21 protein-coding genes are annotated in these 23,390 nt (G+C 65.0%); 14 read left to right on the top strand and 7 right to left on the bottom strand.

Features of this window, described 5'->3' with window-relative positions:
- Nucleotides 1-14 precede the first annotated feature (14 nt).
- Nucleotides 15-992 (top strand): DUF6607 family protein, encoded by a 978-nt coding sequence (locus VHO04_RS11220; protein WP_414713107.1) that lies wholly within the window; start codon nucleotides 15-17, stop codon nucleotides 990-992.
- Nucleotides 993-1,139: 147 nt separating this feature from the next.
- Here the strand turns inward: VHO04_RS11220 and VHO04_RS11215 are convergent, their stop codons facing one another.
- Complete coding sequence (locus tag VHO04_RS11215) at nucleotides 1,140-1,520, bottom strand: DoxX family protein (RefSeq protein WP_329628367.1); 381 nt, start codon at nucleotides 1,518-1,520, stop codon at nucleotides 1,140-1,142.
- 205 nt (nucleotides 1,521-1,725) lie between these two features.
- On the opposite strand from VHO04_RS11215, the gene VHO04_RS11210 reads away from it, so the two are divergent.
- The 9 genes from VHO04_RS11210 to VHO04_RS11170 all read left to right on the top strand — a co-directional run bounded on the left by VHO04_RS11210 (nucleotide 1,726) and on the right by VHO04_RS11170 (nucleotide 11,344).
- Entirely contained in the window at nucleotides 1,726-2,184 is a 459-nt protein-coding gene (locus tag VHO04_RS11210; RefSeq protein WP_329628366.1) for a carboxymuconolactone decarboxylase family protein, read from the top strand.
- Nucleotides 2,184-3,062 (top strand): sigma-70 family RNA polymerase sigma factor, encoded by an 879-nt coding sequence (locus VHO04_RS11205; RefSeq protein WP_329628365.1) that lies wholly within the window; start codon nucleotides 2,184-2,186, stop codon nucleotides 3,060-3,062. Before VHO04_RS11210 ends, VHO04_RS11205 begins: the two co-directional genes overlap by 1 nt.
- A gap of 163 nt (nucleotides 3,063-3,225) precedes the next feature.
- Nucleotides 3,226-5,289 carry a transglycosylase domain-containing protein gene (locus VHO04_RS11200; protein WP_329628364.1) on the top strand — a complete coding sequence of 688 codons (2,064 nt, stop codon included), beginning with the start codon at nucleotides 3,226-3,228 and terminating at the stop codon, nucleotides 5,287-5,289.
- 232 nt (nucleotides 5,290-5,521) lie between these two features.
- Nucleotides 5,522-6,028: an rRNA maturation RNase YbeY gene (gene ybeY / locus VHO04_RS11195; RefSeq protein ID WP_329628363.1), complete on the top strand. Its 507-nt coding sequence runs from the start codon at nucleotides 5,522-5,524 to the stop codon at nucleotides 6,026-6,028.
- Between the two features lie 19 nt (nucleotides 6,029-6,047).
- Nucleotides 6,048-6,992: a hemolysin family protein gene (locus tag VHO04_RS11190; protein ID WP_329628362.1), complete on the top strand. Its 945-nt coding sequence runs from the start codon at nucleotides 6,048-6,050 to the stop codon at nucleotides 6,990-6,992.
- Between the two features lie 169 nt (nucleotides 6,993-7,161).
- Entirely contained in the window at nucleotides 7,162-8,316 is a 1,155-nt protein-coding gene (locus VHO04_RS11185) for a glycosyltransferase family 1 protein (RefSeq protein WP_329628361.1), read from the top strand.
- Nucleotides 8,317-9,636, top strand: coding sequence for a replication-associated recombination protein A (locus tag VHO04_RS11180; protein ID WP_329628360.1), 1,320 nt, complete (start codon nucleotides 8,317-8,319; stop codon nucleotides 9,634-9,636).
- Nucleotides 9,637-9,990 carry an MmcQ/YjbR family DNA-binding protein gene (locus VHO04_RS11175; protein WP_329628359.1) on the top strand — a complete coding sequence of 118 codons (354 nt, stop codon included), beginning with the start codon at nucleotides 9,637-9,639 and terminating at the stop codon, nucleotides 9,988-9,990. It begins immediately after the preceding gene.
- A 1-nt stretch (nucleotide 9,991) separates the two neighbouring features.
- Nucleotides 9,992-11,344: a serine hydrolase domain-containing protein gene (locus VHO04_RS11170; protein WP_329628358.1), complete on the top strand. Its 1,353-nt coding sequence runs from the start codon at nucleotides 9,992-9,994 to the stop codon at nucleotides 11,342-11,344.
- Nucleotides 11,345-11,485: 141 nt separating this feature from the next.
- Here VHO04_RS11170 and VHO04_RS11165 read toward each other — a convergent pair whose 3' ends face one another.
- Nucleotides 11,486-11,902, bottom strand: a complete 417-nt coding sequence (locus tag VHO04_RS11165) for a GFA family protein (RefSeq protein ID WP_329628357.1) — start codon at nucleotides 11,900-11,902, stop codon at nucleotides 11,486-11,488.
- A 201-nt stretch (nucleotides 11,903-12,103) separates the two neighbouring features.
- On the opposite strand from VHO04_RS11165, the gene VHO04_RS11160 reads away from it, so the two are divergent.
- Both VHO04_RS11160 and VHO04_RS11155 read left to right on the top strand, forming a co-directional pair.
- Nucleotides 12,104-13,108 carry a glycosyltransferase family 2 protein gene (locus VHO04_RS11160; RefSeq protein WP_329628356.1) on the top strand — a complete coding sequence of 335 codons (1,005 nt, stop codon included), beginning with the start codon at nucleotides 12,104-12,106 and terminating at the stop codon, nucleotides 13,106-13,108.
- 53 nt (nucleotides 13,109-13,161) lie between these two features.
- Entirely contained in the window at nucleotides 13,162-14,760 is a 1,599-nt protein-coding gene (locus tag VHO04_RS11155) for a hypothetical protein (RefSeq protein WP_329628355.1), read from the top strand.
- Here VHO04_RS11155 and VHO04_RS11150 read toward each other — a convergent pair.
- The 5 genes from VHO04_RS11150 to VHO04_RS11130 all read right to left on the bottom strand — a co-directional run bounded on the left by VHO04_RS11150 (nucleotide 14,747) and on the right by VHO04_RS11130 (nucleotide 20,492).
- Nucleotides 14,747-15,616: a hypothetical protein gene (locus VHO04_RS11150; protein ID WP_329628354.1), complete on the bottom strand. Its 870-nt coding sequence runs from the start codon at nucleotides 15,614-15,616 to the stop codon at nucleotides 14,747-14,749. The two genes, VHO04_RS11155 and VHO04_RS11150, sit on opposite strands and share 14 nt — an antisense overlap.
- A complete protein-coding gene (locus tag VHO04_RS11145; RefSeq protein ID WP_329628353.1) occupies nucleotides 15,609-16,253 on the bottom strand; it encodes a class I SAM-dependent methyltransferase in 645 nt (214 codons plus the stop codon). The genes VHO04_RS11150 and VHO04_RS11145 overlap by 8 nt, the downstream gene beginning before the upstream one ends.
- 90 nt (nucleotides 16,254-16,343) lie before the next feature.
- On the bottom strand, nucleotides 16,344-18,641 hold the full coding sequence (gene ptsP / locus VHO04_RS11140; RefSeq protein WP_329628352.1) for a phosphoenolpyruvate--protein phosphotransferase: 2,298 nt from the start codon (nucleotides 18,639-18,641) through the stop codon (nucleotides 16,344-16,346).
- Nucleotides 18,642-18,707: 66 nt separating this feature from the next.
- A complete protein-coding gene (locus tag VHO04_RS11135) occupies nucleotides 18,708-19,457 on the bottom strand; it encodes a hypothetical protein (protein ID WP_329628351.1) in 750 nt (249 codons plus the stop codon).
- Nucleotides 19,458-19,487: 30 nt separating this feature from the next.
- Nucleotides 19,488-20,492: a nitronate monooxygenase gene (locus VHO04_RS11130; protein ID WP_329628350.1), complete on the bottom strand. Its 1,005-nt coding sequence runs from the start codon at nucleotides 20,490-20,492 to the stop codon at nucleotides 19,488-19,490.
- 189 nt (nucleotides 20,493-20,681) lie between these two features.
- On the opposite strand from VHO04_RS11130, the gene VHO04_RS11125 reads away from it, so the two are divergent.
- Nucleotides 20,682-20,852, top strand: coding sequence for a YezD family protein (locus tag VHO04_RS11125; protein ID WP_329628349.1), 171 nt, complete (start codon nucleotides 20,682-20,684; stop codon nucleotides 20,850-20,852).
- A 90-nt stretch (nucleotides 20,853-20,942) separates the two neighbouring features.
- Nucleotides 20,943-23,372, top strand: coding sequence for a TonB-dependent receptor (locus VHO04_RS11120; protein ID WP_329628348.1), 2,430 nt, complete (start codon nucleotides 20,943-20,945; stop codon nucleotides 23,370-23,372).
- The last annotated feature ends 18 nt before the right edge of the window (nucleotides 23,373-23,390 follow it).

Below are 23,390 nucleotides of genomic sequence, written 5' to 3'. Positions count from 1 at the left end.
CCCCGAAGGACTGCATGATGAAAAAGACCTATCGCTCGATCGCCGCCGCGCTGCTTCTGCTCGGTGCTGCGGTTCCCGCCGCCGCCCATCCGCCGATCGCGGCCGAAGAGGCCGCCGCCAACTTCGAGCAGGACCGCGCCGACATCCTCGCCATGGCGGGCAATTACCACGTTGGCTTCAACATGCAGGAATCGACGCGCTGGGACAAGGATTACACCCCGCTCGAACCCAAACGCTCGGGCGGCAACGAAGTCGTGCGCGTGATCGAGGACAGTGGCCGCAAGATCATCCTTCAGCACATGCTCGTCATCACCGACGACGAGGGCAAGAGCCACATCATCAAGCATTGGCGCCAGGACTGGGAATATGAGCCTGCAAAGGTGCTCGTCTATTCCGACCGCAACCAGTGGACGTGGGAAGCCGTCCCCGAAAAGATGCGCACCGGCCGCTGGTCGCAGACCGTGTATCAGGTCGACGACAGCCCGCGCTATGGCGGATGGGGCCAGTTCGAGACGCAGGCGGGCATCCGCCGCTGGCGCTCCAACTGGACGTGGCGCCCGCTCGCGCGCCGCGATGCGGTGCGGAAACCCGTCTACGACCGCTATTATTCGATCAACCGCCACCAGCCGACCCCCGACGGCTGGATTCACTGGCAGGACAATACGAAGATGGGGATCAAGGACGGCAAGCTGGTGCCGATCGTCCAGGAATATGTCCTCAACACCTATATCAAATACGACCAATATGACGTGAAGGCGGCCGACGATTATTGGGCTGCCACGAAGGATTATTGGGCCGCCGTCCGCGCCGAATGGGACCGCGTCGCCGCCGCCAAGGGCGGCATCGCGATCGACGAGGAGGCCGAGACCGGCACCGTGATCAGCGGCCGCCTGCTGAGCATGGCCGACGAGGTGCAGGAAAAGAAGCTCACCACCGAAAAGGCGATCGCCGAAGCGAAGAAGCTGATCGAGGCGAATACGCGTAAGCTCTGATCCTCCCCGGCACGGGGAGGGGGACCACCCGAAGGGTGGTGGAGGGGCAGGTGCGTCCCTGCGCTTCTTTGACGAGGAAAGGCAAACCGCCCGTGCCCCTCCACCATGCTTCGCATGGTCCCCCTCCCCCGATGGGGGAGGGTCGCCTTACTTCCCCCGCGCCCCATCGACGCTCCAGATCCCCGCGCCGCGCGTCGCGATGAACAGGAAGATGAAGCAATAGAGCGCGATCGCTTCGCCGCCGTTGACGATCGGGAAGAAGCTCTTGCTGCCGTGGACCATCCAGTAACCGACCGCCGACATGCCGCTGGCGATGAAGGCCGCGGGGCGGGTGAACAGGCCGATCACGATCAGGCCGCCCGCGACCAGCTCGATCACTCCCGCCGCCTGCAGCATCGGGTTCAGCGGCATTGGAAAATCGACCGGGAAATTGAAGAATTTCTGCACGCCGTGCGCGAGGAACAGCAGCCCCGCCACGATCCGCAGCAGCGCATAGGCCTGTTCGCCAAATCCATCGAGAAACTTCATCACCATTCCCCTCCTGTCGAAGACGGGGCGATGCTAGTGCAGCTTTGCGGGCCGTCAAAGCGCATTCTATGAAACGGAGCGTTTCCGGCGCTCGGCGTCGCGCGACCAAAAAATAGGGTGACGATTCCGATTTTTTCGTCTCGCATGTCACATAGGCCGTGGCTGGTTCGTCATGTCTGCATAACCCAAGCCAAGGAGATATGACATGACCAAGGTAACCGACCCTTTCGCCGCCTCGCCGCACCTCATGAAGCAGTGGATGGCGGTCAGCCTCGCGGCCGAAAAGAGCCTTGAGAAGAGCCTGATCGAACTGGTGAAAATCCGCTCGTCGATCCTCAACGGCTGCGCCAACTGCATCAACATGCACACCGCCGATGCGCGCGCCGCGGGTGAGACCGAACAGCGGATCTACCTGCTCGCCGCCTGGCACGAAGCGCCGGTTTATTCGCCTCGCGAACGGGCCGCGCTCGCCTGGACCGACGCCTTGACCCGCCTCTCGCAAGGGCACACACAGGCCGAAGCGCGCGCGGCGCTCGACGAACATTTCACTGCGGAGGAACAGATGAACCTGACCGTGATGATCAACGTCATCAACGGCTGGAACCGCATCGCGGTCGGTTTCGACCTCTGGTACGAAGGCGGCGCGCCGGCAAAGGTCGCCTGATGATCGGGGAAGGCATCAGCAGCGAAAATTTCGAGGGTCAGGACGCAGCGGCGAGTTTCGACCCGCTGCGCCCGCTCCTCGTCCGTGTCGCCTATCGTATGCTCGGCTCGGTCGCCGATGCCGAGGATGTGGTGCAGGATGCCTTCCTCCGCTGGCTCGGCACCGATCGCGAGGCGGTGCGCGAGCCTGCGGCCTTCCTGCGCCGCACCGTGACGCGGCTCTGCCTCGACCAACTGAAGTCGGCGCGCGCCACCCGCGAAACCTATATTGGCCCCTGGCTCCCCGATCCGCTGGTCGAGGAGGAGGAAGCGGACGACGTCACCCTGCCGCTGATGCTCGCGCTCGAACGACTCTCCCCGCTGGAGCGCGCGGCTTTCCTGCTCCACGACGTGTTCGGGGTCGAATATGACGAGGTCGCGAAGACGATCGACCGCGATCCCGCGGCGACGCGCCAACTCGCCGCGCGGGCGCGCACCCACGTCCGCGACGCGCGTCCGCGCTACAAGCTGGAAAAGGAAAGGGGGCTAGAAATCGCCAACGCCTTCTTCGCCGCGTCGCGGAGCGGCGACATGAGCGCGCTCGGCGCGATGCTCGCCGCAGACGTTGGCATGTGGTCTGACGGCGGCGGCAAGCGCCCCGCGGCAATGGTGCCGGTGCTCGGTTTCAACACGGTGATGACGCTGCACCGCAGCCTTGCAGTGCTGTTCGCCAAACATGGCTCGACCCTGGTCCACATCGGTACGATCAACGGCCTGCCGGGCTTCGTCACCCGCGAGGCCGACGGCGAGCTTCAGACGACGGCGCTGGAGATCGAGGATGGCAAGATCACGGGCATCTATGTGATGCGCAACCCCGACAAGCTGAAGCATATGCATTGAGGGGGAGGGGATGGGAGCGGGCTAACAACCGACGCCTAATAGCTTCGTCATTCCCGCTTTCGCGGGAATGACGAAGAGGGGGAATGTCGACTTTCACCCCAAGCAAACCCTCATCAACCCATTTGCCATGGCCGTATTGCCAGTGTAATACGGGCGTTCGCGCATGTTCGATTTCCTGAAATCCAAGGCACCGCCTCCGGCACCTTCTCCCGAAATAGCGGGCGGTCCGTATCCCGACGCCTTTGCGCCGGTCGCCCCGCCGCCGCCGCCCGAAAGCCGTTTCCGTAAATGGATGCGCCGCGTCTCGCGCGGCTTTGCGATCTTCGCGGTCGCTTTCATCCTGCTCGTCGGCTGGCTCGCGCTCACCGCGCCTTTGTCCAAATCGCTGCAACCGATCGCGCCGCCGGAGATCACGCTGCTCGCTTCCGACGGCACCCCGATCGCGCGCATGGGGGCGATCGTCGATGCGCCGGTCGATGTCGCGAAGCTGCCGAAGCATGTCCCCGGCGCCTTCATCGCGATCGAGGACCGCCGTTTCTACAGCCATTGGGGCGTCGATCCGCGCAGCGTCGCGCGCGCGGTCTGGGCGAATCTGACCGGCGGCCGCAAGCAGGGCGGCAGCACGATTACCCAGCAGCTCGCCAAATTCACCTTCCTGACCCCCAAGAAGACCCTCGGCCGCAAGGCGCGCGAGGCGCTGATCGCCTTCTGGCTCGAGGCCTGGCTGACCAAGGACGAGATTCTCGAACGCTATCTTTCGAACGCCTATTTCGGCGACAACACCTATGGGTTGCGCGCCGCCTCGCTCCATTATTTCTCGCGCCAGCCCGAGAAGCTGACCCCGGCGCAGGCGGCGATGCTCGCGGGGCTCGTGCAGGCGCCGTCGCGCCTCGCGCCGACCAAAAATCCCGATCTCGCGGAAAAACGGATGAAGCTCGTCGTCGCCGCGATGGTCGATACCGGTCAAATGACCGCCGCTGAGGCCAGGACGATCCGCCCCCCGCGCATCGACGTGCGCAGCCGCAACACGCTGCCCACCGGCACCTATTTCGCCGACTGGGCGCTGCCCGAGGCGCGCCAGCTCAGCGACGTCGGCTATTCGCGCCAGACGATCCGCACCACGCTCGACGCGCGGCTACAGGGGATCGCGCGTCGCGTCACTGCGCGCGCCGGGCTGGGGAAGGCGCAGGTCGCGATGGTCGCGATGCGCCCGAATGGAGAGGTCGTCGCGATGGTCGGCGGCCGCGACTATGCTGCCTCGCCCTTCAACCGCGTGACGCAGGCGCGGCGCCAGCCGGGATCGACCTTCAAATTGTTCGTCTATCTCGCCGCGCTGGAGGATGGGAAGACGCCGGAGGATCTGATCGACAATCGCCCGATCGACACCGGTGCCTATCAGCCCAAGAATGCCGGCGGTGCCTATTCGGACACGATCACCCTCGAAGATGCCTTCGCCGCCTCGAGCAATGTCGCCGCGGTGCGGTTGTTCCGCGAGGTCGGCGACGACAAGGTCATCCGCATGGCGCGCGACCTTGGCGTCACCGCGCCGCTCGCGAAGGGCGACCCCAGCCTTGCGCTCGGCACGTCGAGCATGACCCTGCTCGAACTCACCGCCGCCTATGCCGCAGTCGCCGCGAACAGCTATCCGGTCGTTCCGCACGCCTTTACGGAAGAGGAGCCGGGCTGGTTCGCACGCTGGGTATGGGGCCCCGATCATTTCTCGTCGCGCGTCCACGACGATATCGAGCAGATGCTGCGCGCCGCGGTCAATCGCGGCACCGGCCGTGCCGCGCGGCTGCCGCAAGCGAATTTCGGCAAGACCGGCACCACCCAGGACAGCCGCGACGCGCTGTTCGTCGGCTATGCCAATGGGCTCGTCGTCGGCGTCTGGATCGGCAACGACGACAATAGCCCGCTTCATGGCGCTGCGGGCGGCGGCATCCCGGCCCGCATCTGGCGCGATTTCATGCTGCAGGCGAGCGGCCGTGCCGCCGCCCCGGCGCGGAAGGAGCGGCCGGTGACCGATCCGGGCGGGCCGGTGCAGCCGCTCGACATTCCCGACATTCCGGACGTGCCGATCGCCGACAAGACCAGCGTCGGGGTCAGGGACGGCAATGCGGTGATCAGCACCGAGATCGGCGGCACGAAAATCGACCTCAAGCTGCCGATCGGCGACCGGGCGCCGGTTACGTCGCCGCAGCCGCAACCCCAACCGGCGCCCCAATGAAGTCGGCCTTCCTTCACGTCATCCCGGCGAAGGCCGGGATCTCGCCGGTGCGTATGTTTCCGAGAATGAGATCCCGGTCTTCGCCGGGATGACGATAAAATCCGCTGTCCTACATTGTTCGGCCGCGATACCGTCCGATTATGATCCGCCTTGCCGTCTCGTCATCGATGCAAATGCGATTTGCGAGTAAAGTTAGGCAGTTTTCCGCGCTTTTTCGGAGTGTCCCTTTTTCATGCTGAGCGTCGAAACCCACGAAGTGAGCCCTTGGCCCGATGCGCTCGACTGGGAAGCGCGCGCCGCCGAAGCGGCCGCCGCGGCGCTTGCGCTGACGCCGTGGGCGGGTCTCGCCGACGCCGCGCCGCTCGTCGAGATTGCGGTGCGCCTGACCGACGATGCCGAGGTTCATGCGCTCAACCGCGATTTCCGGGGCAAGGACAAGCCGACCAACGTGCTGTCCTTTCCGCAGGTGCAGGCCGACCTGCTCGACACGCTCAGCAACAGCGATGACGGCGAGATATTGCTCGGCGACATCGTCCTCGCCCGCGAAACCTGCGCGCGCGAGGCGGACGAGAAGGGGATTTCGACCCCCGACCACGCGACGCACCTGATCGTCCACGGCACGCTCCATCTCGTCGGCTACGACCATATGGACGATGCGAGCGCACAGGCGATGGAGGCGCTGGAGGTGAAAGCGCTTGCATCGCTGGGCATCGCCAATCCATATGACGGTCAGGATTAACAGGGGAACAGACGCCATCATGCCCGACGACCGGGACTCTTCGAGCCGATCGGAAGACGACAGTAGGTCCGGCCTGCTGGCCGGATTGAAGACATTGCTTTTTGGCGGCGACAAGGAGCCGTCGCTTCGCGAACAGATCGAGGAGGTCATCGACGAGGCCGAGGAGGAGGGCGAGGAGCGCCGCGGCGGCGCCAGCGCCGTCGGCGACCTGTCGCCGATCGAGCGCAAGATGGTCCGCAACCTCCTGCATTTCGGCGAGCAGACGGTCGATGACGTCGCGGTGCCGCGCGGCGAGATCGTCGCCATCCCCGAAAGCGCGAGCTTCGAGGAGGTGATCGCACTGTTTGCCGACGCCGGGCACAGCCGCCTGCCGGTCTATCGCGAGACGCTCGACGAGGTCGTCGGGATGATCCACGTCAAGGACGTATTCGCGGTGCTCGCGGCGGGGCAGGCGCCGCCGCCTTTGCTCGACCTGATCCGCCAGCCGCTCTACGTCCCGCAGTCGATGGACGTGCTCGACCTGCTCGCCGAGATGCGCGCGAAGCGCACCCATCTTGCGATCGTGATCGACGAATATTCGGGCACCGAGGGCCTCGTCACATTCGAGGATCTGGTCGAGGAAATCGTCGGCGAGGTCGAGGACGAGCATGACGACGAGCCGACCGCGCTGTTCGTGCCGGGCGAGAACGGCTGCTGGGAAGCCGACGCGCGCGCCGAACTCGACGACATCGGCGAAGCAATCGACCCGCGGCTCGCCGAGGTCGAGGAGGATGTCGACACGCTCGGCGGCCTGTCCGCGGTGCTCGCGGGTCACGTCCCCGAGGTCGGCGAAATCCTCCATCACCCCAGCGGCTGGCGCATCGAGGTGACCGAGGCCGACGAAAAGCGCGTCCATCACTTGCGGCTGCATCCGCCGGTCGAGATCGACCCGGAGGCGCCGCTGGACCGCCCCGACGACTTTTGACCAACCGCGTCATTGCGAGGAGCCGAAGGCGACGCGGCAATCTCCAGCTATCGGCCTTGCACAAGGCCGATAGCTGGAGATTGCTTCGCTCCGCTCGCAATGACGATTGAGGATGAACTCCGCCCCCCCCCAATTGCCTTTGCCCCGCCAAGCGACTAGCGGAGGGCGGATGGAAGTTTCAGACCTTCGCATCGCCCTGTTCAGCGGCAATTACAACATGACGACGGACGGCGCGAACAAGGCGCTCAACCGGCTCGTCGGCTATCTGCTGGCTCAGGGTGCGGCGGTGCGCGTCTATTCGCCGACCGTCGACGATCCCGATTTCGCGCCGACCGGCGACCTGGTCAGCGTGCCGTCGATGGCGATCCCCAATCGCCCCGAATATCGCATTCCGCTCCATTTCTCGTCGCGAGTGCGTCAGGACATCGCGCAGTTCGCGCCTAACATCCTCCACATCTCCAGCCCCGACCGCGTGTCGCGGCAGGCCGCGGCGTGGGCGCGGCGGCGCAACATCCCGGTTGCCTGTTCGGTCCACACCCGCTTCGAGACCTATTTCCGCTATTACAATCTCTCCTTCCTCGAACCGCTCGTCGTCGCGTGGCTGCGCCGGCTCTATCGCCGCTGCGACGCGCTGATCGCGCCGTCGGAGAGTTTTGCGCAGGTGCTGCGGCAGCAGCGGATGAACTACGACATCGGCATCTGGACCCGCGGCGTCGAGCGCGACGTCTTCAGCCCCGGCCGCCGCGACATGAGCTGGCGGCGAAGCTGGGGGATCGCCGACGATGCGCCGGTCATCGCCTTCCTCGGCCGCCTCGTGATGGAAAAGGGGCTCGACGTCTTCGCCGACACGATCGACCAGCTCCAGCGCCGCAAGGTGCCGCATCAGGTGGTGGTGATCGGCGAAGGGCCGGCGGGCGACTGGTTCGAATCGCGCCTGCCGCAGGCGAAGTTCGTCGGTTTTCAGGGCGGCGAGAATCTCGCCCGCGCGCTCGCGTCGTGCGACATCTTCTTCAACCCCTCGGTCACCGAGACCTTCGGCAATGTCACGCTGGAGGCGATGGCGTGCGGGCTGCCCGTGGTCGCCGCGCGCGCCACCGGCAGCGCGAGCATCGTCAAGCACGGTCAGACCGGCTATCTCGTCTCGCCGGGCGCGATCAGCCTCTTCGCCGACGATCTCGAGCGCTATTGCCGCGATTCCGACCTGCGTGCGGCGCACGGGGCGGCCGCCCGCGCCGAAAGCGGCGCCTATCAATGGGATGCGATCAACCAGTCGGTTGCCGACACCTATTTGCGGCTGATCCGGCAGAAGCAGCGGCGCGGCTAGATGGCGGATGATCTGTTCGCCGATCAGGAGCCGCCGGCTCCCGTCCCATCCGGCGATGGACCGCTCGCCGAACGGCTGCGGCCGAAGACGCTCTCCGACGTCGTCGGGCAGGAGCATCTGACTGGCCCCGAGGGCGCGATCGGCCGCATGGTCGCGGCGGGACAGCTTTCGTCGATCATCCTCTGGGGTCCGCCGGGCACCGGCAAGACGACGATCGCGCGCTTGCTCGCCGAAGCGGTCGGCCTGCGCTTCGCGCCGCTATCGGCAGTCTTTTCGGGGGTCGCCGATCTCAAGAAAGCGTTCGCTGATGCCGAGAAGATGGCCGCGGCGGGCCAGCGCACTTTGCTGTTCGTCGACGAGATTCACCGCTTCAACCGCGCCCAGCAGGACGGCTTCCTGCCGTTCGTCGAGCGCGGCACCGTCGTCCTCGTCGGCGCGACGACGGAAAACCCCAGCTTCGCGCTCAACGCCGCGTTGCTCAGCCGGGCGCAGGTGCTCGTGCTTCATCGCCTCGGCGAAGCGGCGCTCGGCACGTTGATCGAGCGCGCCGAGGCTGATATCGGCCAGCGCCTGCCGGTCACCGCCGAAGCGCGCGCCGCGCTGATCGCGAGCGCCGACGGCGACGGGCGCTTCCTGCTCAATCAGGTCGAGACGCTGTTTTCGGTGACGATCGAAAAGCCGCTCGACCCCGGCGAACTCGCGGGGTTCCTGCATCGCCGTATGCCGGTCTATGACAAGGACCGCGACGGCCATTACAATCTCATCTCGGCGCTCCACAAGGCAATGCGCGGATCGGACCCGCAGGCGTCGCTTTACTGGCTGGCGCGGATGCTCGTCGCAGGCGAGGAGCCGCTTTATGTCCTCCGCCGCATCACCCGTTTCGCCAGCGAGGACGTCGGTCTCGCCGACCCGCAGGCGCTGGTGCAATGCCTCGCGGCGAAGGACGCCTATCAATTCCTCGGCTCGCCCGAGGGCGAACTGGCGATCGTGCAGGCGTGCCTCTATTGCGCGACCGCGCCCAAATCGAATGCCGCCTATATGGCGCAGAAGGCCGCATGGCGCGCGGCGCGCGACACCGGCAGCCTCGCGCCGCCCGCGAACATCCTCAACGCCCCGACCAAGCTGATGAAAGATCTAGGCTATGGCGCGGGCTATGCCTACGACCATGACGCGCCCGAGGGTTTTTCGGGCGATAATTACTGGCCCGACGAGATGAAGCCCCTCGACCTTTACCGCCCCGTCGATCGCGGGTTCGAGAAACGGATCGCCGAGCGCATGGCGTGGTGGGACGAGCGGCGGCGCGAAGGCAGGGGCGGATAGATGGCGGCGCGCTTCGCCCATTGGGACGATGTCGTCGCCTTTGCCTGCGCGCTCCCCGATGTCGAGATGGCGCCCTTTTACGGCACGCCGTGCCCAAAGGTGAACGGCAAGGCCTTCGTGTCGCCGGGACGCGAGCCGGGCAGTTTCCATGTCATGTGTCCGCACGAGGAAAAGGAGGTGCTGCTTGAAACCGATCCCGACAGCTTCTGGCAGACGCCGCATTATGAAGGCTGGCCCGGCCTGCTCGTCCGCTATGGTTCGCGCGATCCCGAGCGGGTTGCCGACGTCATCCGCCGCGCCTGGTGGGACCGCGCGAAGAAAGTGCAGCGCGCGGCGTTCGGCGCGCGGCCCTGAGATGCTGGCGCGCGCCGCCTTCGGCCTGGCGCTCGCGGCCGCGTTGCCTGCGCAGGCGGCCACCGAGATCGACCGCGCCTGGGCAGCCGGCTATCGCGCCGCCTTCACCTGCTCGTCGCTCTGGAACGGGGCGGGCAAGCCGCTGGAGGCGATCGAGCGCGACGAACTGACCGGCATCTATCCCGAGATCGAGGCCGACGTTCGCGCGCTAAAGGCCGATGTCGACGACAAGGCGAAGGTCGTCCGCGTCGCGTACCGCGACGACATACCGCCGCGCCTTGCGCAGTGGATAGCCGGCGAAGGGTGCGTCACGCTGCCGATCGGCGCCGCGCCGGTGCCGATCACCGGCTTCACGGGCGCCGCCCGCCCGGTGCTCGACGATCAGCCGTGGCCGATGGGCGACAGGGATGCGCGCGCGCCGGTTCCGCGTGGCTTTGCGCCGTTCGCTAGCGCGACGGAGACTGTCGCGGCCTATGGCGGGCGGACGAGTTCGCTACTCGTCGTCAAGAACGGCCGAATTGTCGTCGAGCGCTATTGGGGCGGACACGGCCTCCACACCGCGCAGCGCACCTTCTCGGTCGCCAAATCGATGGCGGCGACGCTGATCGGTCACGCGGTGCTGCAAGGTTCGGTCGATGTGAAGGCGCCCGCGCTGATTGCCGAATGGCAGTCGCCGGGTGATCCGCGCGCGGCGATCACGACCGAAGAGCTCATGCGCATGGCGAGCGGGTTGACCAGTGATACGGCAGGCAACCGCAGCGACGCCATCTACATGGGCGGTGCATCGGTGCGTCAGTGGACGACGCAATGGCCGCTGCTCAATCGGCCGGGCACGCAATATCGCTATGCCAATAACGACACGCTGCTCGCGACGCTGTCGCTGAAGGCGGCCGAAGCGAAGGCGGGCCGCACGCTCGACCCCAACGCCTTCTTTGACCGCATCGGCATGACGCGCACCTTTGCCGAACATGACAAGGACGGCGACTATATCCTGTCGAGCCAGGTGTGGACGACCGCGCGCGATCTGGCGCGGCTCGGTCTTCTCTACCAGAATGACGGACAGTGGCGGGGCGAGCGCCTGTTGCCCGCCGACTGGCGCCGTTTCGTCACCGCGCCGACCGGACCGCAGCCCGAGGGAGCGTTCGGCTATGGCGCCTATTTCTGGCTATTGAACAAGTCCGAAGGCGTTCCTGCCGATGCGTTCGGCGCCTTCGGCAACCGCGGCCAATATCTGGTCGTCATCCCCTCGCGCCAACTCGTCATCGTCCGCCAGGGCTATGACGACGGTAAGCAGCGGCTCGACATCGCGAAGCTGGTCGCCGCCATCGTCGCGGCGGACGGGAAGGGGCTTTAGATAGTGATCATCTTTGCTTGAAAAGGCCGTGTGCTCCCGCGAAGGCGGGAGCCTATCTCCGGCCGGTGCGATTTTGAACCGACCGGAGATGGGTCCCCGCCTTCGCGGGGACACATTTGTGTTTCACTCACGCACGGCGCTTCAATCCATCCCCGGATAGCGATTGAACGTCGGCATTTCGTCCAGCTTCTCCATCCAGCCGATGCGCTCGGCAATCTGGATCTGCGCGCCGGCGGGGATCAGGTCGGGGTCATCGAGCGTTGCCGACTGAACGTCGATCTGGCCCGGAAAAACCGCCTCGTTGGTATAGAAGAGGCCGGTGCCGCAATCGGCGCAGAAATGGCGCCGGCCATGTTCGGACGAGGCATAGATTTTGGGCGTGCCCGTCACCTCCAGATCGGCCTGGCTGACCAGCGCCCATCCAACCATCGGCGCGCCGGAATGGCGGCGGCAATCCCGGCAATGACACAGTGCATGATGCTCGACCGCAGTCGGCATCGAATAGCGGATCGCACCGCAATGGCAGCCGCCGGCGGCGCGATCGGGGGTGTCGGTCATAGCGCTCTCCTCTTCGATGAGAACATATCATAAACATTAGCCGAGTCCAGCGCTTTGCACCGGACGGCATTAGCGGGCTGTTAACCACGTATCGCTAAGGTCGATCGTACCGAAAAACCGGGGAGCTTTCATGAAGAATCCAAGCCGCACCACGCCGCAACCGGTTCTGCGGCTTTTGCTCGTGCTGCAGTGGGCCGGCGAATGACCAAGCTCGTCATCCAGATTCCTTGCCTCAACGAAGCCGAGGATCTGCCGGCGACACTCGCAGCGTTGCCGCGGCGGATCGCGGGTATCGACACGATCGAAATCCTGGTCATCGACGACGGCAGCACCGACAACACGGCGCAGGTTGCGGCGATGTGGGGAGTGCAGCACATCGTGCGCCACCGCACCAATCGGGGCCTCGCGGCCGCTTTTCAATCAGGGCTCGATGCGGCGCTGCGTGCCGGGGCCGACATTCTCGTCAACACCGACGCCGATGGTCAATATGCCGGCGAGGATATCGAGACAATTATTCGCCCGATCCTGGATGGTCGCGCGGATATTGTCGTGGGCGACCGGGGGGTAGCTGACAACGCCCATTTCGGGCCGCTCAAGCGGCGCCTTCAGCGGCTGGGCAGCGCAGTCGTCCAACAGCTTGCCAACGTCCAGGTTTCCGACGCGGTGAGCGGCTTTCGCGCGATCAGCCGCGAAGCGGCCTATCGGCTCAATATCACGACCGAGTTCAGCTATACCACCGATATGCTGATCCAGGCTGGGCGCAAGCGCCTTGCAATCCTCAGCGTACCGATACGCACCAACGCGACGCCGCGGCCGTCGCGGTTGTTCAAATCAGTTCCGCGCTTCATCATGAACACCGGAATCACGATGGCGCGCGTCTATACGACCTATAACCCTCTGCGTGCTTTCGTCGGGCTCGGGCTGGCGCTGGTCGGATGCGGCTTGATCCCGATCCTGCGCTTCCTGTTCCTCTTCGCTATAGGCGAGGGCAGCGGTCACATCCAGTCGCTCGTCATCGGCGGCGCGCTGCTCGTTCTCGGCACCATCATCGCTGTGATGGGCGTGCTCGCGGACCTGATCGCCTCGAACCGTAAGCTCATAGAGGCGGGTCTCGTCCGGCTTCGCGCAATCGAGGATCGGCTCGGCGACCGTCACCAGGTATCGACGAACGACGCCGATGCCCGTGAGCATAGGCGGGTCGGGTGACTTCGGTCGCGCCGGCGCGGCGGGACGATCGACCGCATCAGGGCCGCTGGCTGATGGCAGTTTTCGCAGCAGTACTGCTGCTGCAACTCGAGCTCGTGTTCCATCGCCCGGTGAACTGGGATGAATTCTTTCATCTAAGCGAAGCACATGCCTTTCATCAGGGGCGTCTGACCGAAGCGTTGCAGGTCTTTTATGCGCGCGCCTTCTTCTGGCTCCCCGCGCTGCCGGTCGATTCGATCGACCAGATTCGCATCGCACGTCTCGTTATGTTTGGTTTCGAGCTTTTCACGCTCGCCGCAATCTACGCGATGGCGCGCCGCTTTACCGGAGCCCTGTCGGCCGCGCTTGCAGCGCTCGCCTATCTCACCGGCGGTTACGTCTTTCAGCATGGCTTCTCTTATCGCGCCGATCCGATGGCGGCCGCATTCCTGATGGGGACGTTGTGGATATTGCTTGCAAGCCGCCTCGACGCGAAGGCGATCGTCGGTGCGGGACTGCTCACGGGGCTCGCCGTACTCACGACGATCAAGGTCGTCCTCTATGTCCCGGCTTTTGGGGGTATCGCCTGGCTGCGCTGGTGCGAGGCGGACAATAAGCGAGCGATGGCGATGCGGCTTGCCACCTTCGCACTCGCCGCCGTCGCGTTTTCGGGACTGCTCATTGGCGCCACGGTATTCAGCTTGCCAGAGGCGGGACCAGACAGTGCTGAAAGGACTGTTTCCACCGCCGGATCGATGATGTTCGACGAAGGTTTTTTCCCGAACAGGGTCTATGCGCTAAAAGCTGCAGCGATGGCGCCACTCCTCGCCGGCCTGCTCCTTGCGGCGCCGTTCGAGATCACGGGCGCGCCGCTATCGCGTCCACGACGAGTCGCGCTCGCGGCGTTAATGCTGCCGGTGGCGAGCATTCTTTTCTTTCGTAACGCCTTCCCCTATTTTTACGTCTATATCCTGCCACCGGCTATGGTTGCAGCCGCGGTGGCGATTGAACCACTCACGCGGCGCATCCCGATCAAGGGACTTGCGTTCGTCTTTCTTGCCAACGCTGCGGTGGTCAGTTTGGCAACCCCGCGCGCGGTGTTACTCGCCCAGCGTCAGGTCATTGCAGCGGTCCATGACATCTTTCCGCGACCGGTCGCCTATTTCGATTTTCCCGGGATGATCGTCGACTATCCCAAGGCGAACTTCTTTATGACGACCTGGGGCATGCGCAAATATTTTGCCGGCATCGAGGAGCCGTTCGTTGAGACGATGGCGCGTGAAACCGTGCCGCTGTTGATCGTCAATCAAGAGCCGATCGAGCGTAATCAGACCGCCAGCAAGCCGGCGTGGGAGTTCTCGCCAGCCGACGCCAAGGCGCTACGCGAAGGATTCATTCCTCACTGGGGGCCGCTATGGGTCGCCGGCCGGCGCTTTGCGGCAGGAAGCCAACCAGCCATGTTCGAAATTTACGCGCCTGGGACCTATACGGTGGAAGGCGTCGCCGCGCGCATCGACGGGCGCTCCTATCAGGTCGGCGAGACCATCCTGCTGGCGCGCGGATCGCATCGCTTCGCCCCCGTGACTGGAGGGGAGACACGGCTACGCTGGGGCAATCACCTGAAATATCCGGCTCGACCTTTCGTTGGCGGAGCGCTGTTCAAGGACTTCTAGGGGGGGGCGGTTGCTGAGTTGGCCGCAGTAACAAAATTCCCAACCCATAGCCAAGGTCGCCGACGATCGAAGCAGCGCGGAGCGCGAGCGTGGCCGCCATGAGCGCGGCGTCCGGCAGAGTCCCCCCCGCCAGAGCGAGTAGCGCGGCTTCGCGGACACCGATACCACCCGGCGCGACGGGTGCGACAAAGCCCGCGAGCCATGCGAGCAGGAAGATCGCGGCGAAGTGCGTTAGTGACGCTCCCGCCGGCAAGGTGGCGGCGCCGATCAGAATCGCAGCGGCCGCGAAAAGACCGAAGGCAAGAATCTGAAAGGCGACCGCCACTGTGAGCGGGCGCCGGATCGTCATTGCGGCGATGACGACGATTGTTGCTGCTGCAAGCGCGATGACGCCTGCGCGTTCGAAAGCGAGGCAGACGGCTGCGATGAAAAGGCTACTGACGACGTGCAACGCAATTTCGGTCGCGCTCGCCTTGGCGAGACGTCGGTGGGCAAGTCCAGCGCGTGCGCCGTTGATCTGGCGGCTCGCATATTGGAAGACCGAACCTGGAAGATATTTCATCAGCACGCCGCGGGCATAGATGCGCGACAATTCGTTATGCGGGCAGGTGCGATCGGGATCGGCGGTCGCAGCCCAGCCTCTCCGCAGCAGCGCGTCGGCCGCCGCGAACAGGAGCGGAGCGCCCGCCAACGCGCCCGCGAAGGCCCATGAGGGTTGAATCTGGAGACTGGTCCAGTCGAGGCTCCATAAGCGCTCGCCGATAAAGGCAAGGCTTGCGGCAAGCGCTGCACCGCCGGCCCAACGTCCGATCCTTCTGATTACGGCCCGGTCCGGTGCGAAGCTGGTTTCAATCACGGAGTAGGCTGGTGAAATCAGGGTAGGGCACGCAATAGGAACGACCGAAATGGCGATGTTCGGACAAGCCGCATTGCTCGATCGCGCGCCGATAGCGTCGGCGCCCGCTGTCGTCGAACAGGATCATTCCATCGGGCTTTAGACGTGTGATGGCGCGCGTGAGGCATTCGGTTCGACGGCGACCGTCGATGACGATCAGGTCGAACAGACCGCCGGCCTCCATGATCGCGTCGATATAGGCGGTTCCTTCGAGCGCGCGGTGCCACAAGCTGGCATGAGCGAAAGGCTGGATGGCCGGCCTGAGCCGCCTATGCCATTCCTCGTGATGCTCGACCGAGATGACTTCGCCAGCGTGCTGCGAGAGCCACACTGTGCTCGCGCCCGCGCCATATTCAAAGACGCGCGCGCCGGTGCGGGCGTGAAGAAAGGTTTCGGCCTCACGCGTCGCGGCGACATTCCACCAAGGCAATCCGAGTGCGATCATGCGATCGATGTCGTGAATAGCCAGCAAAGAGGCCGACCAACGGCGCCAGCCATAGGGATCGTGATGCTTCGCATCGTGTGTCAGTTTCTCGAATGGGCCGAGATTGGCGAGCGCGTGCATGAATCCGGCGTAGGAGCGTTTGACCAACTGCATATCATTCTCCCGCCTCCCAACCAGGGCGACAAGAATGCATTAACCAAAAACTCCCTGCGGAAGCGTTAACACGGCGCCGGTGTTGGTCAGCTATTCCCCCAGATCGACTTTGTGCGCCTTCGCCCAATCCTGATACTGCCCCCGCGGGTTTGCCGCCGGATGTGCCAATATCGTCGGCATATCCGAGCGCAGCGCGGCAAGGTCGAGCGAGCGGATCATCGCCTTGACCGGGCCAACGCCTGCCGGGGTGATCGACAGCCGGTCGATGCCGAGGCCGAGGAGCGCCATCGCCTCCAGCGGACGCCCCGCCATTTCGCCGCACACGCCGAGCGTGACCTTGCTGCCCGAGACCAGCTTCACGACGCGCGCGAGATAGCGCATCACCGTCGGTGACAGCCAGTCGTAGCGTTCGGCAAGCCGCGGGTGCGCGCGGTCGGCGGCGAAGAGGAACTGGGTGAGGTCGTTGGTGCCGATCGACAGGAAGTCGAGGTGCGGCAGCATCAGGTCGAGCGTCTCGACCAGTCCCGGCACCTCCAGCATCGCGCCATAGCGAATCGCGACCGGCAGCTTCTTGTTGTGGCTCGCGAGCCAGGCGCGCTGCTTGACGAACAGCTCGCGCGCCGCCTCATATTCCCAGGGTTCCGACACCATCGGGAACATGACGTTGAGCGTCCGGCCGGCCGCCGCCTCCATCAGCGCGCGCGCCTGTACCTTCAGCAGTCCTTCGCGTTCGAGCGCCAAGCGCAGCGCGCGCCAGCCCATCGCGGGATTTTCCTCCTGCTCGGAATCCTCCATGTTCATATAGGGCAGCACCTTGTCGCCGCCGATATCGACCGTCCGGAAGATGACCGGCCGGTCGCCCGCCGCGTCGAGGACGTCGCGGTAGAGCCGCTGCTGCCGCTCGCGCTGCGGCAATGTCGCCGAGACGAGGAACTGGAATTCGGTGCGGAACAGCCCGATGCCGCGCGCGCCAGTGAGGTCGAGCGCGGCGACGTCCTCGCGCAGCCCGGCGTTGATCATCAGCTCGATCGGCACGCCGTCCCGGGTGACCGCGGGCAGATCGCGCAGCGCGGCGAGGTCGGCGCGGCGCTTTTGCGTGATTTCGAGCTTGGCGTCGAAGGCATCCTGCACCGCCTGGGTCGGACGGACGTGGACGGTGCCCGCGCCGGCATCGAGCAGCAGTAGGTCGCCGTCGCGGATCGAGGTGCGCACGTCGCGGACGCGGCCGATGACGGGAACCCCCATGGCGCGCGCGACGATGATGACGTGCGCGGTCAGCGACCCTTCCTCGAGCACCACGCCTTTCAGGCGGCGGCGATCATATTCGAGCAGTTCGGCGGGGCCGAGGTTGCGTGCGATCAGGATCGAATCCTGCCTGAGGCCCATCTGCGCCGCGGTGCCCATCTGCCCCGACACGATGCGGATCAGCCGGTTCGACAAATCCTCCAGATCGTGCATCCGGTCGCGCAGCAGCGGATCGTCGATCTGGCGCATCCGCATCCGGGTGCGCTGCTGGACGCGCTCGATCGCCGCCTCGGCGGTCAGGCCGCTGTCGATCGCCTCGTTGATCCGGCGCGACCAGCCCTCGTCATAGGCGAACATCTTGTAGGTTTCGAGAACCTCTTCCTGCTCGCCGCCGATGCCGAATTCGGCCTGGCTCGTCATGCGGTCGATCTGCTCGCGCATCTTGTCGAAGGCGCCATAGACGCGGTGGCGTTCGGCCTCGATGTCGTCGGCGACGGTATGTTCGATGGTGATGCGCGGCTGGTGAAAGACCGCGATGCCCGCGCCCATGCCGTCGACGAGCTTCTGCCCCGACAGACGCTGCGCCGACTGATCGGCGGCCGCGGCGTCGATGCGCGCGGTCGTGTCGACCAGATCGGCGTTCGCGATCAGTTCGGACAGCACCATCGCGACGGTCTGCAGCGTCTCTATCTCTATCTCTTCATAGCGGCGCGGGTCGCTATGCTGGACGCAGAGGACGCCGACCGCCTGCTCGCGGCGGATGATCGGGACGCCGGCGAAGCTGTGGAAGAGTTCTTCGCCGGTTTCGGGGCGATAGGAATAGTCGGGGTGCGCCGCCGCCTCGTCGAGGTTCAGCGTCTCGATCTGCGCGGCGATCGTGCCGACAAGACCTTCGCCGAGCGCGAGGCGGGTGACGTGCACCGCCTCCTGCTTGAGGCCGCGCGTCGCATAGAGTTCGAGGGTGCCGTCGCGCAGCAGATAGATCGAGCAGACCTCGCTGTGCAGGCATTCGCCGATGATTCCGACGACCTGGTTGAGCTTGCTCTGCGCGTTGCTGCGCGCCGCCATCACCTCGTGGAGTCGGGTCAGGATGGTGCGCGCCGACTGGGCGGCCGACGTCGGCGGAGGCGGGGCGTTGGTCATGTCCCGTCCGTGCTAACAGATGCCATGCCCCGCCGCCAAGGGCGCGCGCGAAATTTCCTGTCGCGATCAGGCGCCGGGAGTCGGGGCGGGCGGTGTCGCCGCCGTCGTTTCCGGAGCCGCCGGCCCATAGGCGGTGCCGGGCGTCGCGGTGACCGGAGCGGTCATGATCGCGGGCGGCGGCGCATATTTCGCGTCCCATGCCGCCGCATCGAGCTGATACTGGGCATAGGCTTCATAGAAATCGAGGAAGGGCTGGTCGAGCCGCGCGAGCTGCGCGGGCGATTGCTCGATCATTTGCGCGCTTGGCGTCGTGGAGACGATCTGGGCGATCTCGTTGGCGCGGGCGCAAAAGGCGCGCTGCGCGGGGGGCTGCGCGAAATAGTTGAAGAGCTGGGTCGACAGGCGGTCGCGCGGGGCGATGCCGTTGTTGCCATTCTCCTTGCCGAGCTGGCTGATCACCGTCTTCTCGCTCGATTTGATGATCTTCGCGTGCGCCTTGATGATATTGTTATAGGCCGAAACCAGCGTCGCTTCCTCGGTCCCGCGGCAGCCGATCGCCGCGACGTTGAGACCGATCTTGAGCTGCCAGAAAGCACGATCGCCCGAGATATTGCTGTTCGCGGTGACGAAATGGCCGTCGATCCCGCGGCCCGGCAGGATCTGCGTCAATGACGCATTGCCCGGCGGCAGGGGGCGCGGCGGGATGACGATCGCGACCGGCGGCGGCGGGGGCGGCGGGGGCGGGGGCGGTTTGGGGGCGCAGGCGGCGACGCTCGCGAGCAGTCCGACTACGATGATCTTGCGCGACATATTCATCAAACTCTCCCCAACCGCGAACATGCGGCCTCAACCCCGTGCGTGCAATGCGGCTTCGGCCTGTTGCACCAAAGCTGCGATGATATCGGCAACGCTCTCTTCCGATGTTACCATACCTACCGATTGCCCTGCCATTAACGAGCCGCCCTCGACGTCGCCGTCGATGACCGCGCGGCGCAGGGCGCCCGCCCAATAATGCTCGATCTGAAGCTGCGCTTCCAGCATGTCGACCGCGCCCGTGTCGAGCAGGTTCGCGACTTCGCGCTGCTTCGCGGTAAAGGCCTCGGTGCCGTTGTTCTTGAGCGCGCGCACCGGGATCACCGGCAGGCGCGGGTCGATTTGCACGCTCGCGACCGCGTCGCGCGCCGAGGCGCGGATGAACGCCTTCTTGAAAGCGGGATGGGCGATGCTTTCGGTCGCGCAGACGAAGCGCGTGCCGAGCTGGACACCCGAGGCGCCCATCTCCAGATAGCCGGCGATGGCTTCGCCGCGGCCGATGCCCCCGGCGACGAAGATCGGAACCTCGCCTGCAAGTGTCGGCAGGATTTCCTGTGCCAGCACGCTCGTCGATACGGGGCCGATGTGGCCGCCGGCCTCCATGCCCTCGATCACCAGCGCATCGACCCCCGAGCGGACGAGCTTCTTTGCCAGCGCCAGCGTCGGCGCGAAACAGATGACCTTCGCGCCCGACGCCTTGATCGCCTCGAGGCTCCCCTTGGGCGGCAGGCCGCCCGCGAGCACGACATGGCCGACGCCATGCTTCGCGCAGACATCGATCAGCTCGAATAATTGCGGGTGCATGGTGATTAGGTTGACGCCGAAATTGCGCGTCGCGAGCGTCTTGGTCGCCGCGATCTCGGCATCGAGAAGCTCGGGCGTCATCGCGCCGCAGGCGATGACGCCGAAGCCGCCCGCGTTGCTGATCGCGCTCACCAGATGGCGCTCCGAGACCCAGCTCATTGCTCCGCACAAAATGGCGTAATCGCTGCCGAGAAGCTCGGTTCCGCGCGCCATAAGATCGTTAATCTTGCTCATCGAAAGCGCCTTTGCCAGCAGTCGCGCGCGGGCGCAATGGATTGCGATAATCGTGCTTTCGGCCCGCCGTGCGCGGGAGTCGGTTCGGCGCGGCAACCGGGCCTTTCGGCGCAGAAAGCAAATCAATCATTGTCAACTAAATCGATTGGCATATGCTTGAGGGGCGAATCCACAGGGAAAGGAAATTGCATGAGCTCCTTCAAGGAGACCGCCAAAGGCGGGCCCGAGCAAGTGCCCCGCGCCGTCCAAACGGTGCTCGACGCGCTTGAAAAGCTGAAGTTCGGCGCCATCCAACTCACCGTCCACGAGGGGCGGCTGGTGCAGGTCGATATTACCGAACGCCACCGCTACCCGAACTGACTTCATTCCCCCGAAAGGGGCCGTTTTTCATATTCCATGCCGCAGACCGGACCGCCGGATGTGGCAATTTTCTTGCAACAGGAAATTGTCATGACCGCAAAATATCCGTCTGCCCGCCGGCGCCTGCCGGCCGCCTCCATCTCGCTCACCCTGCTTCTCGTGCTCGCCGCGACCCCGGCACTTGCCGCCGAAACCGCCGCCGATGCTGAGGACGTCGATAGTGCCGCCGCAGCCGCGCAGGTCGAGGGCGGCAGCTATGGCGGCGAGATTCTCGTCACCGCGCGCCGCCGCCAGGAAACCGCGCAGGACGTGCCGATCGCCATCTCGGTCGTCGCGGGCGAACAGATCGACAATACCGGCAGTTTCAACGTCGGCCGCCTGACCCAGCTCACCCCGACGCTGCAATTTTACTCGTCGAACCCGCGCAACACCGCGGTCAACATCCGCGGCATCGGCGCCCCCTTCGGACTTACCAACGACGGGATCGAGCAGGGGGTCGGCATCTATGTCGACGACGTCTATTATTCGCGCGTCGCCTCCTCGACCTTCGACTTCCTCGACGTCGCGCAGATCGAGGTGCTGCGCGGGCCGCAGGGAACGCTCTATGGCAAGAACACCACCGCGGGCGCGATCAACATCACGACCAACCAGCCGACCTTCGATTTCGAGGGCAAGGCCGAGGTCAGCATCGGCAATCTGAACTTCAAGCAGGCGAAGGCCGCGATCTCCGGCCCGCTCACCGACCATCTCGCGGCGCGTATCGCGCTTTCGTCGACCAGCCGCCGCGGCACCATCTATAACGTCACGACCGACCGCTGGGTCCAGAGCCAGGACAATATCGGCATTCGCGGCCAATTGCTGTGGCAGCCGAACGACGATCTTTCGATCACGCTTTCGGGCGACTGGAACAAGCAGGATGCGGTCTGCTGCGCCTCGGTGTTCGTGCGCACCGGCGAGACGCAGCGTCCGACGAACCGCCAATATGCCGCGCTCGCTGCGGCGCAGGGCTATGTCGTGCCGAGCACCAATCCCTATGACCGGCTGACCGACCTCGACGCCAATCTCAACGCGGGCAACGAAATCGGCGGCGTCGCGCTGCGCGTCAAATGGGATGTCGGCCCCGGCACGCTGACCTCGGTCACCGCGTGGCGCTATTGGGACTGGCAGCCCGAGAACGACCGCGACTTCACCGGCCTGCCGATCGTCACCAAGTCGCAGAACCCGTCGCAGCAGAACCAGTATACGCAGGAATTGCGCTATAATTACACCGGCGACCGCTTCGACTTCGTGCTCGGCGGCTTCTATTATTACCAGCGCATCGACACGCAGGGGACCGAGCAGCACGGCCCGGCGTCGAGCCGCTGGACGCTCAATCCGACGAGCCCGCTGGCGAACGATCCGTCGGTGCTCGACGGGCTGACCGCGATCAATACCCAGTTCCTCAAGAACACCAGCGCCGCGCTGTTCGGGCAGGCGAGCTGGAAGATCAGCGACCAGTTCACGATCCAGCCCGGCGTCCGGCTGAACTATGACAAGAAGAAAGGCTTTTATCAGCGGCGCGTCTTTGCGGGCGACGGAACGCCGGTCGTCTTCGGGCCGACCGACGCGGTCACGCTCGCGCGGCTCGGCGTCTTCGCGCCGCAGGAATATGCGCCCGAGTTCAGCGACTGGAACTTCAGCTACGACCTGACCGCGACCTGGAAGGCGACGCGCGACCTGCTCTTCTATGCGACCTATGCCAAGACCTTCAAATCGGGCGGGATCAACCAGAATGGCGTGCCGAACGACGCGGACAATAATCCGCTGCTCGGCGCCGCGACGGTGAAGCCGGAGTCGGTCAATCATTACGAAGCCGGCATCAAGACCGAGTTCTGGGATCGCCGCGCGACCTTCAACCTCACCGCCTTCCGTACCGACATCAAGAATTTCCAGGCCAATGTGAACAACGGCCAGTTCGGGGTGCTGCGCGGCTATCTCGCCAATGCGGGGAAGGTGCGGACGCAGGGCTTCGAGGGCGATTTCTCGATCCGCCCGAGCGAACGCTTCCGCGCCTATGTCAACGGCGCCTATACCGATGCCAAATATGTGAAATTCGTCGACGCGCCGTGCGCGCCCGAGCAGTCGGGCGGAGCGAACAGCCCACCGAACTGCGACATTTCGGGCCAGCGGCTGTCGGGGGTTTCCAAATGGGCCTTTTCCTTCGGGGCCGAGGTCAATGCGGAATCGAAGCTTTTCGACCAGGATGGGCAATTCTATTTCGGTTACGACGGCAGCTACCGGTCGGACTGGTCGTCGAACCCGACGCCGTCGGCCTATACCTGGGTCAAGGGCTATTCGCTGTCGAACTTCCGCGCCGGGTTCCGGACCGAGAACGGTCTCGATCTCTTCGCCTGGGTTCGCAACGCCTTCGACCGCAATTATATCGACCAGCTCAGCGTCGGGCCGGGCAATACCGGGCTGATCGTCGGCCTGCCGGGCGATCCCCGCACTTGGGGCGGGACGGTCAAGGTCAGTTTCTAAGCGGGCTCCCGCCGCAAA

It is taken from the genome of Sphingopyxis sp. (assembly GCF_036261875.1).
Taxonomy (GTDB): Bacteria; Pseudomonadota; Alphaproteobacteria; order Sphingomonadales; family Sphingomonadaceae; genus Sphingopyxis.
Note: the sequence above shows the minus strand (reverse complement) of the source record. Positions and strands in the feature narration are given on the sequence as shown.